The organism is Verrucomicrobiota bacterium, assembly GCA_021294815.2.
Classification (GTDB): Bacteria; Verrucomicrobiota; Verrucomicrobiia; order Opitutales; family LL51; genus LL51.
In genome coordinates this window covers 757,450-772,043 of sequence record CP095464.1, presented here as the reverse complement: position 1 = coordinate 772,043, position 14,594 = coordinate 757,450, and the positions used below count along the sequence as shown (strand labels likewise).

At 47.5% G+C, this 14,594-nt stretch carries 16 protein-coding genes; 10 read left to right on the top strand and 6 right to left on the bottom strand.

Translation table 11 applies throughout. The features are described from left to right. Entirely contained in the window at positions 1 to 417 is a 417-nt protein-coding gene (locus tag LW808_003645; protein ID UPA28367.1) for a hypothetical protein, read from the bottom strand. Between the two features lie 99 nt (positions 418 to 516). Here LW808_003645 and LW808_003640 point away from each other — a divergent pair, with 99 nt between their 5' ends. From LW808_003640 to rsmI, 5 genes are all read left to right on the top strand, one after another. Continuing rightward, the gene (locus LW808_003640) at positions 517 to 1,320 is read left to right on the top strand and encodes an RNA methyltransferase (protein ID UPA28366.1); all 804 of its coding nucleotides are present in this window, start codon (positions 517 to 519) and stop codon (positions 1,318 to 1,320) included. A 33-nt stretch (positions 1,321 to 1,353) separates the two neighbouring features. Then, entirely contained in the window at positions 1,354 to 2,676 is a 1,323-nt protein-coding gene (ffh, locus tag LW808_003635) for a signal recognition particle protein (GenBank protein ID UPA28365.1), read from the top strand. Between the two features lie 252 nt (positions 2,677 to 2,928). Further along, a complete protein-coding gene (gene uppS, locus LW808_003630) occupies positions 2,929 to 3,627 on the top strand; it encodes a polyprenyl diphosphate synthase (protein UPA28364.1) in 699 nt (232 codons plus the stop codon). Beyond that, positions 3,624 to 4,472, top strand: a complete 849-nt coding sequence (locus LW808_003625; GenBank protein UPA28363.1) for a phosphatidate cytidylyltransferase — start codon at positions 3,624 to 3,626, stop codon at positions 4,470 to 4,472. Before uppS ends, LW808_003625 begins: the two co-directional genes overlap by 4 nt. Further along, complete coding sequence (gene rsmI, locus LW808_003620; GenBank protein ID UPA28362.1) at positions 4,473 to 5,156, top strand: 16S rRNA (cytidine(1402)-2'-O)-methyltransferase; 684 nt, start codon at positions 4,473 to 4,475, stop codon at positions 5,154 to 5,156. It begins immediately after the preceding gene. On the opposite strand, the gene LW808_003615 is transcribed toward rsmI, so the two are convergent. Continuing rightward, positions 5,151 to 5,924, bottom strand: coding sequence for an ABC transporter ATP-binding protein (locus tag LW808_003615; GenBank protein ID UPA28361.1), 774 nt, complete (start codon positions 5,922 to 5,924; stop codon positions 5,151 to 5,153). The genes rsmI and LW808_003615 overlap by 6 nt on opposite strands. Positions 5,925 to 5,994: 70 nt before the next feature. Here LW808_003615 and raiA point away from each other — a divergent pair, with 70 nt between their 5' ends. Beyond that, entirely contained in the window at positions 5,995 to 6,291 is a 297-nt protein-coding gene (gene raiA, locus LW808_003610) for a ribosome-associated translation inhibitor RaiA (GenBank protein UPA28360.1), read from the top strand. A 57-nt stretch (positions 6,292 to 6,348) separates the two neighbouring features. Here the strand turns inward: raiA and leuS are convergent, their stop codons facing one another. Genes leuS through dapA form a run of 3 tightly spaced genes read right to left on the bottom strand, consistent with a single transcriptional unit; the run spans position 6,349 to position 10,647 of the window. Further along, positions 6,349 to 8,910, bottom strand: a complete 2,562-nt coding sequence (gene leuS, locus LW808_003605; GenBank protein UPA28359.1) for a leucine--tRNA ligase — start codon at positions 8,908 to 8,910, stop codon at positions 6,349 to 6,351. A 39-nt stretch (positions 8,911 to 8,949) separates the two neighbouring features. Beyond that, complete coding sequence (gene lgt / locus LW808_003600) at positions 8,950 to 9,780, bottom strand: prolipoprotein diacylglyceryl transferase (protein ID UPA28358.1); 831 nt, start codon at positions 9,778 to 9,780, stop codon at positions 8,950 to 8,952. Then, positions 9,781 to 10,647, bottom strand: coding sequence for a 4-hydroxy-tetrahydrodipicolinate synthase (dapA, locus tag LW808_003595; GenBank protein ID UPA28357.1), 867 nt, complete (start codon positions 10,645 to 10,647; stop codon positions 9,781 to 9,783). Between the two features lie 126 nt (positions 10,648 to 10,773). Here dapA and metG point away from each other — a divergent pair, with 126 nt between their 5' ends. The 4 genes from metG (at position 10,774) to LW808_003575 (ending at position 14,229) form a co-directional block, all read left to right on the top strand. Beyond that, positions 10,774 to 12,306 (top strand): methionine--tRNA ligase, encoded by a 1,533-nt coding sequence (gene metG, locus LW808_003590; protein UPA28356.1) that lies wholly within the window; start codon positions 10,774 to 10,776, stop codon positions 12,304 to 12,306. A 37-nt stretch (positions 12,307 to 12,343) separates the two neighbouring features. Continuing rightward, the gene (gene trxA / locus LW808_003585) at positions 12,344 to 12,655 is read left to right on the top strand and encodes a thioredoxin (GenBank protein UPA28355.1); all 312 of its coding nucleotides are present in this window, start codon (positions 12,344 to 12,346) and stop codon (positions 12,653 to 12,655) included. Positions 12,656 to 12,694: 39 nt separating this feature from the next. Further along, a complete protein-coding gene (locus tag LW808_003580; GenBank protein UPA28354.1) occupies positions 12,695 to 13,588 on the top strand; it encodes a DMT family transporter in 894 nt (297 codons plus the stop codon). Between the two features lie 65 nt (positions 13,589 to 13,653). Then, on the top strand, positions 13,654 to 14,229 hold the full coding sequence (locus tag LW808_003575; GenBank protein ID UPA28353.1) for a glucosaminidase domain-containing protein: 576 nt from the start codon (positions 13,654 to 13,656) through the stop codon (positions 14,227 to 14,229). 12 nt (positions 14,230 to 14,241) lie between these two features. On the opposite strand, the gene LW808_003570 is transcribed toward LW808_003575, so the two are convergent. Further along, positions 14,242 to 14,592: a type II toxin-antitoxin system RelE/ParE family toxin gene (locus LW808_003570; protein UPA28352.1), complete on the bottom strand. Its 351-nt coding sequence runs from the start codon at positions 14,590 to 14,592 to the stop codon at positions 14,242 to 14,244. Positions 14,593 to 14,594 lie beyond the last annotated feature (2 nt).

Here is a 14,594-nt window from a genome sequence, read left to right as displayed (position 1 = left end):
TTAATATCCCAATACATAAAGCCGTTCCGTTGGTACCGCGGTGGGGTACGCAAACGCATCAACCCAAAACGCTAAATTCGCGGTGAATGTCTCCGCTTCCTGAAAGATGTTGTCGAGAAAAAGCTTCGATAAGGGCCGGCGATGTAGTAGATAAACTGTTGCCATTGGCGGATCGTAGGCCAAAACGTCATCCGTTTGCGGAACACGCGCTAAATTCCATCGCAAAAGATGTTGAACGGACTCAAAATTCGTCGCTTGAATCGGTGCGATTTCACCCCAAAAGTACAGCCAGTTACTCCGACAAAAACAACGGACTTTTAATGCTTCATCAATAACGACCTCGAGCGCATCGGCTGTTTCTGCGTCGCCAACGCAAAAATACTGCGCCAACGCCGCCATTGCTTCCCCATCCTCCATCGCACCGTGTTTTTACAAAAATTTATGACATTGGCAAGTTTTAATCGCATCTGATTTTTGGAGTTGTCTCCGGATGTGTGCTTCACTTGGATTTTATGGATGACAGCGTTGATTCGCAGCAGATCTAACGAAAAAATCAAGTTTATCAATAGACTCAAAAAACCCGCACATCGCAAGCAATATAATCTTTTTCTCGTCGAAGGATTTCGAGAAATTACGCGAGCTCAGGCCGGTGGCTACGTCCGGGAATTGTTATTTTGCCCTGAATTATGGACTGATCACGAATCCGCGCAATCACTCGTAACACAGCTCGAAAACGCAAGAATTCCCATAACAGAGGTTTCATCCGAGGTCTTTTCTAAAATTTCCCTTCGGGAACACGGTGACGGATTATTGGCTCTTGGAACTGCAACTGCTCTAGATTTTAACAACTTTACCCCTAACAACCCTGCATTTTTACTCGTTACCGAGGGAATTGAAAAACCTAGCAACTTTGGTGCAATCGTTCGTACCGCGGAATCAGCGGGTATCGACGCGGTCATCGTTCTCGATCAATCAACGGAAATTTTTAACCCCAACGTGATCCGTAATTCCCAGGGCGCCGTCTTTTCGATGCCAATTTATCACGCGACGACGGAAGCATTTTTGGACTTTACGGCACGACATCATATCACTACTTTCGTCACGACTCCCCACGCGGAACGGCTCTATTTTGAAGGAAACCTTCAACATTCGGCGGCGATCCTCGTCGGCTCCGAAAGCCACGGCGTCAGCGAGCACTGGCTCCAACAGGCCCATACAATCCGGATTCCGCAGCAGGGAATTTCGGACTCGCTCAATGTCTCAGCTGCCACGGCCGTTGTACTTTATGAATGCGTTCGGCAACGATGGATTCGCGTTTGACACTAGTACCCTGCGTTTTTAGAAAAAAGCGCTATGTTTGAGTCGATTACCGACAAACTCAGCCAGGTTTTCCGGACCTTACGTGGCACACATAGGCTCTCTGAAAAAAATATCGCGGATGCCTTGGGCGAGATTCGCACGGCACTTCTTTCGGCCGATGTCAATTTTACTGTTGCCAATAACTTCATCCAACGCACTCGGGATCGATGCCTCGGGAAAGAGGTGCTGCAAAGCGTTACACCAGATCAACAATTCATTAAAATCGTTTTCGACGAGCTTGTCACATTACTAGGCGAACGCGAGGTTCCAACGCTCAATGCGGCGCGTCCCCTCAAAATTCTCATCGTCGGCCTTCATGGGTCGGGAAAGACAACAACAGTCGCCAAGTTAGCACGTTTTTTGAAACACAAAGCAGGTTTCAGCTCGCCGCTTGCTGTTGCGTGTGATGTCTATCGGCCGGCAGCTATCGATCAGCTCGAGCAACTCTCTCAGCAAATTGGCATTACCTGTTACACAGAACATAACACGAAAGATGCGATTAAGATTACCCGCGATGGACTTCATAGTGCCCAAGAGAGTGGGAATGACGTCATTTTATTCGATACCGCGGGACGTCTCCAGATCGATCAAGACCTGATTCATGAGGTGCAGCAAATTGAAAAGGCCGTACAGCCACAGGAGGTTTTTCTTGTCGCCGATGGCGCACTCGGACAGGAGGCTGCGAACGTTGCTCAAAAGTTTCGCGAAGCGTTACCGTTAACAGGAATCATCCTCACCAAGCTCGATGGCGATACCCGAGCTGGCGCAGCGCTCTCGATGAAGGAAATAACGGGCATTGCAATTCGTTATATTGGTACAGGCGAAAAGCTCGACGCGTTTGAAATCTTCCACCCCGAGCGTATCGCGCAACGAATCTTAGGGATGGGCGACGTAGTTTCGCTCGTCGAAAAAGCCCAAGAGCAGGTCGACGAGACCAAGGCAAAAGAACTCGAAAAGAAGCTCAAAAAAGGAAAATTCGATATGAACGATTTCCTGAGCCAGCTTCAGTCGATTAAAAACATGGGGCCACTCGAATCGCTCATCAAACACCTCCCGGGGATGCACCAACTCAATCTCGGTCCTGAGGCCAATACCCGTGTTCAACGAACGGAGGCAATTATTTATTCGATGACGCCTAAAGAACGTGCCAACCCCGGCATTATCGACGGCTCGCGACGGCTACGAATCGCACACGGTTCGGGGACCTCTGTCCAGGACGTCAATGCGCTCCTCAAAAGCTTTAAACAGATGCAAACGGTGATGAAAAAGGTTAAAGGTTCCAAGGTCAACCTCGCCTCGCTCTTTGGCGGGCGTTAATTTACTCATGCGTCGCCTTATGATTGGTTGTGTACACATTTACCGGTTTTTTTCACCGGTGAAGTTGTTATTATTTGGCACTTATTGTCGTTGTCGCTTTACGCCCACCTGCTCGGAGTTTGCGCTACGTGTCCTTAAAAAATATTCCTTGGCTAAAGCGTGTGAGCTTATTCTCCAGCGTCTCGCGCGTTGTCATCCCTTTTATCATAAATAATTTTGTCCATTGCCTATCACAACCGAAACGCTTACCCTTTGCTGACGAAGAAGATGGACCCGGCTAACCCCAAACATATCGCGATCATTATGGACGGCAATCGCCGGTGGGCACAGCAGCACCATCTACCGACGTTTTTCGGCCATCGCCGTGGGGTTCATGCCGTTACTCAGGCCGTACAAGCTGCGCTCCGTCATAAAATCCCCTACCTCTCATTTTTTGCATTTTCGACAGAGAATTGGAAACGTTCCGCCGCTGAAATCGACTACCTTATGGGCCTCTTTCGGCGTTCTATTGAACATTTTCGTCGGTGGGTCCAACGTTATGCCATTCGTATACGGTTTATTGGAAATCGAACAGTGCTAAACCCAACGTTACAGGAGAAAATGCAAGCGCTGGAAAATGCTTCAGCCTCTAACGACGCGCTGACCGTTGTGATTGCGATCAACTACGGCAGCCGCGACGAACTGATTCGAACCATCGCGTCACTGACAGAATTAGAAAAAGAACACATTACTTGGGAGTTATTAAGGGAAAAATTGGATACTCGCGGACTCCCCGATGTCGACCTGGTGATCCGCACTTCCGGAGAGCAGCGTTTGAGTAACTTTCTACTGTTACAATCGGCTTATGCCGAAATTATTTTCCTTCAACAGGGGTGGCCCGATTTCTCGTCACAGGATTTTGAGGCCGCACTTTTAGAATATCAACACCGACAACGGAATTTTGGACAATGATCCGACGCACTTTAAGTACGATTTTTTTATGGAGCTTGATTGGCGCTGTTTTAGCGATTTTGGGAACACCCGGTGGCGTTTTTCTCCTCATTTTTGCCGCCTCGCTTACCCAATACGAGTTCTATCAACTCGTAGAGCAAATGGGAAACCGCCCGTACAAATATACGGCAACTTTGTTTGGAACATTCTTTTTGCTCCATGTTTACGCGCAACCCATTGGACTGAGCACGATCAGTTCCGCCGTCGCCGCAACCACATTTCTTACAGTCTTATACTCGACGACAATCACTCTCAAACAAACTCCTGAGGCAATTTTAAAATCCCTAATTCCAACGCTTTTTGGTTTTGCTTACATACCCGTTTTATTCGCATTGCCGATCGAATTTATTAAAAATGGTCCACTTTATTACAGCTCTGAAATTGTCGCGACCTTATTAATTATATGGATGATTGTCGTCATCAAATGCGCTGATGTCGGCGGATTGTTAGTGGGCTGTCTTATTGGGAAACATCACATCGCACCTGCGTTTAGCCCGAAAAAAACTTACGAGGGATTATTGGGATCGTTGATCTTTTCCATTGCTGCCGGCGTGATTTTCAGATGCTGCTCCGATCACCTTTGGCCGAACGATTTCACGCTTACAGCGACCATTATCATCGCAGCGATTTTATCGTTTTTTTCCCTTATTTCTGACCTCGTCGAATCGGGACTCAAGCGCCTCGCCAACGTAAAAGATTCAGGGAATTCGATCCCGGGCATTGGCGGTATCTTTGACCTCACCGACAGTCTTGTCCTAACGTTGCCTCTCGGAGTTATTCTTATTAAAACTTTTGTGCTCTGTTAAATGGCTACTGGAACGCTTTTTGTTGTTGCGACACCGATTGGGAATCTCAACGACCTTTCCCCTCGAGCAGCCGAAACGTTGCGGTGTTGTACGACAATCGCATGCGAGGATACGCGTGTTTCCAAAAAAGTTTTCCAAAACATCGGCGTTACGGCCAACCTCATCGCTTACCACGATCTCAACGAAATCACACAGGCCGTCAATCTGGTACAAAAGTTACGCGATGGAGAAAATCTCGCCGTGGTCTGTGACGCAGGGACACCGACGGTCAGTGATCCGGGATTCCGTATTGTTCGTGAGTGCCAAAAAATTCACATTCCCGTTGTTCCAATTCCGGGACCTAATGCCGCAATCACTGCGCTCTCGGCCTCGGGGTTGCCCACAAATCGCTTTTTATTTTTAGGTTTTCCGGGACACAAACAACATGCGCGTCTCCAATTGCTCGAAGAATTTCGGAATTTCAACGCAACACTTATTTTCTACGAATCCTGTTACCGCGTCGAAGCATTTTTACAAGACATCGCGCACGTTATGGGGCCCCAACGCGTTATTTCGGTCGCTAAAGAACTTACCAAGCTCCACGAAACCATCTTAACGGGAACCGCCAGCGACCTTTTATTACAACTTCCTCCACTCAAAGGAGAATTTGCCGTCCTTATCGCGCCACCGGAGTTTGTTCTATGAAACAACACGCGGGAGCGTAAAGATCGATTCGACGAGGCTCCTGGTATAAGTCTGTTGCGGGTGTTTGAGAATTTCTTGCGGCGTTCCTCTTTCAATGATTTTTCCGTTACTAAGCACACACACTTCATCGGCAAGCGAAGGAAGGAGCGCGAAATCATGGGTAATCAACAACAATGCAAAACCCAAATCCTGTTGAAGTCGACGGATAAGATCGAGGATTTGTTTTTGTAAAACAACGTCGAGCGCCGTTGTTGGCTCATCGGCGACGAGAATTTTGGGTTTATTCACTAACGCCAGCGCAATCATCGCGCGCTGTTGCATCCCCCCGCTAAGTTCGTGCGGATAGGCACGTAAAATTCTCGAAATATCCTGAAATCCGACATGCTCTAAAATCGTTCGGATCTTTTTCTCGGCCCCCTTCTCCTGTACAATTTCGCGCAACTGGTATCCGATTGTCAGCGACGGATTCAGGGCCAATGCGGGCTCTTGAAAAATATATGCCAGGTCGCAGCGCCGTAGCTGTTCCAGATCTTTAGGAGAAAAACCTAAAACGTCCCGCCCCTCGAAAAGAATTTTCCCCGAGATTTCGACATTGTCCGATAGGCGTACCAAGTTCGTCGCAATGAGTGTTTTCCCACTTCCGCTCCCCCCAACGAGCGCTAACGTTTTTTTGGGAAAAAGATCGAAGCTGATCCCCGATACCGTCGGCTGCGCTACATCTCTAAAACGTATACTAAGCTCACGAACTGAAAGTAGAGGATCCGGCATTCTACCAGCAATTGATATAAAGGGTTGCAAAAAAGTCGAGCTCTTTAGGATGCGCCCAATAGGTGAATTTATGGATAGAGACATCATTATCTCTGGGGTGCATCTCGACCTTACCGAGGCGCTGAAACAAATCGTTACGGAAAAAGCCGAAAAGCTCTACCGTCGCGATGAACGGATTATCCGTATCCGTTTCGACCTCGAGCACGTGACGACAAAAGATCCTGCGACGGAATTTGTTGCCAAAGGACATATCGAAATTCAAGGTCCTGATATCATTGCGTCCTCTGCGAGTGACGATCTTTACAAATCCATCGATCTACTCATCCAAAAACTTGACCGCCAGTTGAGTGAGCGCACCAAAAAGTAGAACAATTTACTTTTTCAAAAAGAAAAGGTCCTCTTTTGAGGGCCTTTCTTATTACTGTTACTCAACAACGATGTTGAGAATTTTTCCAGGAATGTAGATCTTCTTGATGATTTTATGATCGCGGAGATAGGGTTCGATTTTAGATAGTGCCTGCGCCTTTTCTTCGACCGCCGCTTGCCCTGTTCCAGAAGGGACCTCCAACTCACCACGAACCTTACCATTGATTTGGACAACGATTTTTTGCGTTGAGGATTTTGCTATCGTCTTAGCAACTGGCCACGGTACATGTGCGATCGAAAATGGCTCACCGATGCGATACCATAGCTCCTCTGCAATATGGGGCGCAAACGGCGCTAAGAGTTGAAGAAATTGCCGCCCCTGCTCCTTGGTCAATCCGTGGTTTTTCGCGTTGTTAACAAAAATCATCATCTGCGAAATCGCCGTATTGAACTGGAGCATCTCGATGTCGTTTGTCACTTTCTCGATCGTCTCATTGATACTTTTCTCGACTTCAGACACTGGAACATCGATAAACGGCTTTGTCTCCCCATCTGCACCAATGTACATCGTCCATACTTTTTTCAAAAAGCGGTGAACGCCCTCAATACCACGCTCACTCCACGGCTTCATCGCGTTCAGTGGCCCCAAAAACATCTCATAAAGGCGCAGCGAGTCCGCACCGTACTGTTGGACGATATCATCCGGATTGATAACATTGCCTCGACTCTTCGACATCTTGCTACCATCACTTCCCAAGATAATCCCTTGATGATAGAGTTTTGGAAAGGGCTCCTTCGAAGCTTTGATTGCACCAATATCATACAAAAACTGATGCCAAAACCGCGCGTAAAGTAAGTGCAATACGGCATGCTCAGCACCACCGATGTAAAAATCCGGACAGCCCCAGTAGGCTTCCGCCTCCGGATTAACTAGTGCCGCTTCTTCATGAGGTGAAAGATAGCGCAAGTAGTACCAACATGAACCGGCCCACTGAGGCATTGTATTGGTCTCACGTGTCGCCGGTACTTTTCCCTCGCCAGAATTTTGCGAGATCGCACCGATATGCAGGTCAACATAAACATGGAGCCAATCCTGGGCGTTCGCTAGTGGACTTTCACCGCTATCTGATGGTAGGTACGACGTTACCTCGGGAAGCTTGAGCGGTAGTTGATCCCATGCTACCGGAATCGCGCACCACTCGACACCATCTTTCGTATAACTGACCGCTTCTTGAGGGACGTCGTCTTTAAAATACGCCTTTCCACTCTGGAGCGCTTGATCATATGCCGCGCGCTCAATCCACAAAATCGGAATCGGTTCGCCCCAGTAACGTTGACGAGAAAACAGCCAATCGCGGAGCTTATACTGGATCGCGCGATTCCCACAGCCTTGTTCCTCCAAAATCTCAATTACCTTCTTTTTCGCTTCCTCATTCGTGAGGCCATCACAAGGTCCGGAATTGATCATTACACCCTCCGCAATGTAGGCTTGATCTTTAGGCGCTTGGCTCGGATCACTAGGCTGAATGACCGGGATAATGGGCAAATGAAATTCTTTGGCAAAGGCGTAATCGCGCTCATCGTGTGCCGGTACCGCCATAATCGCTCCCGTACCATAGGAAATCAAAACATAATCCGCGATCCAAATCGGAATTTCACGACCGTTCAACGGATTGCGCGCGTAACTTCCCGAAAACACACCGGTTTTATCTTTGGCGAGGCCCGTTCGCTCCAAATCGCTCTTATGTTTCGCTTGCTCGACATAGGCATCAACAGCCTTCCGTTGCTCCGAACTTGTAATTTTCGACACTAATGGATGCTCCGGGGCGATGACTAAAAATGTTGCTCCGTAAAGCGTATCTGGGCGCGTGGTATAAACCGAAATCTTTTCTCGAGGATTCCCGACGACTTCAAAATCAACCTCCGCACCTTCTGAACGCCCAATCCACTCAATCTGTTGCCGCTTGGTCGAATCCGGCCAATCGAGATCGTTAAGCCCCTCTAAAAGACGGTCAGCATAACGGGTAATCCGCAAAACCCATTGCCGTAAATTACGTCGCTCGACAGGAAACTCTCCACGCTCTGACTTTCCATCAATGACCTCTTCATTGGACAGTACTGCCCGCAGTTCGGGGCACCACCATACCGGCTTATCACCGACATACGCAAGACCGTGCTTAAACAATTGCAAAAAGATCCACTGCGTCCATCGGTAGTAATCGGGTGACGTCGTGTTGACTTCGCGATCCCAATCAATTGCAAACCCTAGCGATTGAATCTGGGTACGGAAACGGTCGATGTTCGCCGCCGTATTAATCGAAGGGTGTTTACCAGTCGCGATCGCATGTTGCTCTGCCGGGAGACCAAACGCATCCCACCCCATTGGATGCAATACATTGTACCCCTTCGCCCACTTATAACGCACTAAAATGTCCGACGCGGTATAACCCTCGGGGTGGCCGATATGCAGCCCTGCGCCTGAAGGATAGGGAAACATATCTAAGGCATAATATTTTTTTCCATTGCCATCCTGTGCACAAAAAGTCTTTCCCTCAAGCCACTTCTTTTGCCAAAACGGCTCAATTTTTTGAAAATCGTACGACGCACGCTCCTGAACCATAGGTAAGGACGTAATTTTTGTGCAAAAAGGACAAGCCTATTATGGCTCGCGTGGGGATATTGAAGTTTTCGGCCGACGTAGGTACAACAACGCAACGCCTAAAAGAAATAGGTAGAGGCTGTAATACTGTCCCCGTGTCATTCCAAAAATGAGTGACGCATCGGGCTCTCGCAAAACCTCGCAAATGATCCGCATCAACGCGTACCCAACGAGAAAAATACCACTAATTATCCCAGAACGCCATGTTCGCAATTTTGTCGTACCGTACTGCCTATAAAGCAAAATTTGAAGAACAATGAAGAGGGAAAATCCTTCAAGAAAAGCCTCGTATAATTGCGATGGGTGGCGAACAAATGGATCGGTACGGGGGAAGATAACGCCCCAAGGGACCTCTGTAACGCGTCCGACGAGTTCTGAATTAATGAAGTTGCCTAATCGCCCTAAACCGAGACATAACGGAATGGTGGCGGCAAAAAGGTCCGCAATCCAAAACACATCGCAGTGGTAACGCCACGCAAAATAAAACAACGCCAAAATAGCTCCAAGAAAACCTCCATGGCTCGCCATGCCGCCCTCCCAAACACGAAAAACGACGAATGGATCCCGAACAAAGTGATCAAAATTGTAAAAAAAACAGTACCCAATACGTCCCCCAATGACAGCTCCTAACGCGAAAATAAACAATAGACGATCGCTTTGGGCGGTATCTAGCGGTGAAATCTTTTGTCGGGAATAGCGGTACAAAAAAAACTCTAAGAGGAAAAAATTGACGACATAAAACAGCCCATACCAGCGGATTCCCTCCAAACCCCAACCCGACGGGAAATGGACCAAAAACGGATCAATCGCAACTTTCCAGTAACCCAGCACTTAATGATGGAATTCCGCAGCAATCTCCTCTAATCGCTCCTCGGCGTCGACGTACAACGGCAAGCGGACTTCGGCTGAACGCAAAATCCTTCGTGATGCGAGCACATACTTGATAACGATTGGATTAGGCTCTTCAAACAACAATCGCATTTTTGGAATAAGAGCCGTATGAATCGCACGCACCTCCGTGAATTTCCCGGCATTTGCTAAGTCGACAAGTTGCTTCATCTCTCGAACTAAAACGTTAGAACAAGCACTGATAACGCCACAAGCACCCAAAGCCATAAACGGGAGTGTCATGTTATCGTTACCGCTCAAAATTGCGAAATCTTCGGGCAACGAGCGATAAAGGTCGTCAATGCGAGAACAACAGTTAGTCGCCTCTTTGATACCTACGATGTTTTTGTTTTCTTCCGCAAGGCGGATTACGTTGTCGATGGAAATCTCCACTCCACAACGAATGGGGTTTGAATACAGAATAATTGGGCGACGTGTCGACTCCGCGATTGCCGAATAGTGTTCAAAAATCCCAAGGTCGCTCGGACGGTTGTAATAAGGCGCGATCACAAGGTAAGCATCAATCCCCGGCATTTGCTCTAGGATCGTCATTTTTTCGATCGTTTCGTGAGTATTGTTGCTACCGATGCCCACAATCAATTTTTGCTTCGCACAACACTCGCGAGCACAGTTAATCGCCTGTCGTAATTCCTCAAACGTGATTGTCGGCGACTCCCCCGTTGTCCCACCGACAACAATACCATCAGCAACCTCCTGTTCCGCCAGAAGACGCTTAAAACTCATCGCATCAAAAACGCCATCGCAAAATGGTGTGATCAAAGCCGTTATCAACCCCGAAAACATGCTCATATGCAAGGGACAACTCTGAACGCATATCGTTAATTTTCAATCAAATTCGCATATACAGGGCATTCATTTCGTCATAAATTGAGTTGCGATCTTTGCGAGCATCGATACCGCCTTAACCCTAGTGTTATGAAGAAGTTTTATCTGACAACCGCGATTGACTACGCCAATGGACACCCCCACCTTGGACATGCTTACGAAAAAATTCTCGCGGATGCAATTTGCCGCGTCCATCGACTACAGGGGGATGACGTTCACTTTTTAACGGGACTCGACGAACATGGCCAAAAAGTCCAGCAAACCGCAGAATCCCAAAATATCACTCCTCAAACGCTTTGTGATCGCGTCGCTGATGAGTTTATCGCGATGTGCCAGTCGCTCCATATCGCGTACGACGACTATATTCGGACAACGCAACCTCGGCATGAACGCGTTGTTCGGGAAATCCTTCAGAAGCTCTATGATCAGGGCGAAATTTATCAGGCGCAATACACGGGATTTTACAGTGCACGCGTCGAACGGTTTCTACAAGAGAAAGATAAGGTTGATGGCGTTTGGCCGGAACTCGAGTTTGGTGAAGTCACGGAAATTACGGAAACCAATTACTTTTTCCGTCTCCAAAAACACAAAACTTGGCTAATCGAGTATATTGAAAAGCATCCCAATTTCATCTTCCCTCAGTTTCGCGCCAAGCAGGTACTGGAATTTCTAAAAGGTGAAATTAACGATCTCTGTATCTCACGCCCAAAGAACCGGCTCTCTTGGGGGATCGAACTGCCCTTCGACTCAGAATATGTCACCTACGTCTGGTTTGATGCACTGGTCAACTACATCTCCGCGGTCGGTTATGGCACAGATCGCTTCAAAGAATACTGGCCAGTTGATGCCCATGTGATTGGCAAAGATATTCTAGTTCCGGCTCATGCGATTTATTGGACGATGATGCTGCATGCGTTAGATTTACCTATGCCCAAATGTTTCTTAACCCATGGCTGGTGGCTCAGTAACGGCGATAAAATGTCAAAAAGCGTCGGCAACGTCGTCAACCCCATGGACTATATCCAGCGATTTGGCCCCGATGCGTTCCGCTATTTTGTTCTTCGCGAGATGAATGTTGGTCATGATAGTAATTTTTCACACAACCTATTCATGTCGCGCTACAACGACGACCTCGGGAATGATTTTGGGAACCTCATCAGTCGCTGTCTCAATATGTTAACCCGTTACTGCGGACGACACGTTCCAGAAGTTAAAAAAATCACAATCTTAGAAAAAGAACTCATCAATAGCTGGGAGTCGACCTGTGATCGCGTTTTATCAGAATACAGACAACTGCAATTCAATACAGCCCTCGAAATCCTGTTTGGATTCATCCGCTCTATCAACCGATACTTGGAACAGCGCATGCCCTGGAAGCTCGCCAAATCTAGCGCTACAGAAGACCAGGAGATGTTGGCAACGTGTCTCGCGACCACGGTCGAAGCAATTCGATTAGCGACAACGCTTCTTGCCCCCATTATGCCCGCCGTCGCAGAACAAGTTTTAAAGATTTTCCGCATCGATACTCTGGTATGGGGAAATGCTCTCAACTGGGATCATTCTTCATTGGCCCATACAGAAATTGCCGCTGAGGCACTGATTCTGTTCCCGCGTAAGGACTAGACTTGAATTTCCAATCGAGATCTTTACCACACCACGTATGGCAGAAATCATCCATTTAAACGAAGCAACTTTTAAAGAAACGCTCGACACTGCGAAGGGAAAAGTGATCGTTGATTTTTGGGCACCGTGGTGTGGCCCCTGTCGTTCGCTTGGGAAAATTCTCGAATCTATCGCCGATGTCTCGACGGAGATCACAATTTACAAAGTTGACGTCGACGAATGCCCGACGCTCGCCGAGGCTTACGGCGTCGCTTCGATTCCGACGTTACTTTTCTTCCAAAATGGTCAACTGATCGCACAGACGGTCGGCATCCTCAATGCACGCGATATTTTGGAAAAATTTAATTAAAACTTGACGGCATAAACGCAATTTGCTCCCATTGCCCGTATGGCGAAATCTTACGCCCGGGGCATTATGTGGTTTTTAGCGAGTCTTGTCGTCTGTGAAACTAATGACGTCCTTACGAAATTGCTCGAAGAGACACTGAACCCGTTACAGGTTATTTTCGGTCGCTTTTTTTGGAGTACATTGATACTTGTGCCTTCTGTTTTGCGCGATATGCACTCGCTATCGCTTCGTTACTGGCCAGCCAATAGTATCCGTGGCGCAATCCTCGCCCTTGGAATGTTTATTTGGTGTTACGGTCTCAATCAATCTCAGCTCGCGGTTGCCTGCCTCATCAATTTTACGACGCCGATGTTTACTTTGTTGCTTGCAGCACTGATTTTGAAAGAAAAAGTCGGGAAGCAGCGTATCATCGCCACACTTTGCGGATTTCTCGGAGTCTGTGTTGTACTCAATCCCAAGACCGCGTCGTTCCCCATCCCTATCGCTTCGCTCTTTCTCGTTTCGGCGATTCTTTTCGCGCTACTCGATGTCCTCAACAAGCTTCTCGTGACGCGGGAAACAACGCTCGGAAGTCTATTTTTCACCGGACTCGCAACACTTGGCATCACAACAATTGCTATGATTTTCTTGAAAATTCCCGTTACGCCTATTTTTACACAAAGCGGAGGTACATTGGCGCTACTTATCGCGCTAGGAATTGGTGCAAACGGCCTACTCTACTGCATTTTAATGGCATTCCGCGATGTAGATGTTTCTGCAACGGCACCCTTCCGTTATGTGGAACTCATTTTAGCGAGTACGTTAGGTTACCTTATTTTTCATGAACCCATTGCGCTGAATGTTGTTTTAGGTGCGATGATTATTATCCCTAGCGTCGCGTATTTAGCGCGTTTTGAGGAGCAACCATCAGAAGAACCACTGCACTGTTGTTAAATTGCGTTATGAAAAAATTTCTAAGGATATGGGGCCTTTTTCTGTTATTTTTAATCGGCGGCAGTGTGTTCATATTGTGGACCGTTGCTTCCGATACACCTCCCAGTACTCCTGCGATTTTCTGGATCTACACGTCTAAAAAAGCACCTAAAAACCGCTTCAGTAAAACTAAAATCGTCGATTTTATTAGCCAAAACAATCCCGCAATTCCCACTGAAAAAATAAGAACAATCGTCGATATATACTTTCAGGAATCGGCTATCGAATCGATCAATGTCTGGGTTGCACTTTCACAAATGATCGTCGAGACGGCTTTTTTGCGCTTTACAGGAAATGTTCGACCGGAACAAAATAACTTTGCCGGCATTGGCTGTGTCGACAACGCAGCTCGCGGTGCTTCTTTCGCCTCGGTTCGAGAGGGCATACGCGCACACATTCAACACTTAAAAGCCTATGCTTCCCGAGAATCGTTACATCGCCCCTGCGTCGATCCTCGTCGTCACTTTATCGAAACGGGCCCAAATTTCGGAACAGTCCAAACGGTTTTCGATCTCTGTGGAACCTGGGCAATGGACTCCGGATACGGTCCCAAACTCGCGAGAATTACCCAGCAGCTCTATCAAGCAGCGAGATTACCTTAACTCGTTTTTTGATCAGCGACGCAAGGATTCCAAATATTTCCAGAACGAATCGTATTGTTCGCACATCTGCTCTTCTGAAATCGGCAGCTTATTGCGATAGATAAAATCGGATAGTGTGTGCTGGTGGAGGATGTACGTGCACAAAACAGCATCCTCGTTGAGTTCGAAGTAGACGCGCAAATCACCGATACGGCAGCGATAAATGTCACGTTCGCCACGGCGAAATTTTTGGACATTTGTCGATTTATGTTTCAAGCACTCATCGCAAAACACGCTCAGCTGCTCGACAAACTCAAGCTGCATTTTCCTGTCGAGTTGATTGAACTCCTTCAGGCTCTGCTTGCTGAACGTAATTTGGTGCATAC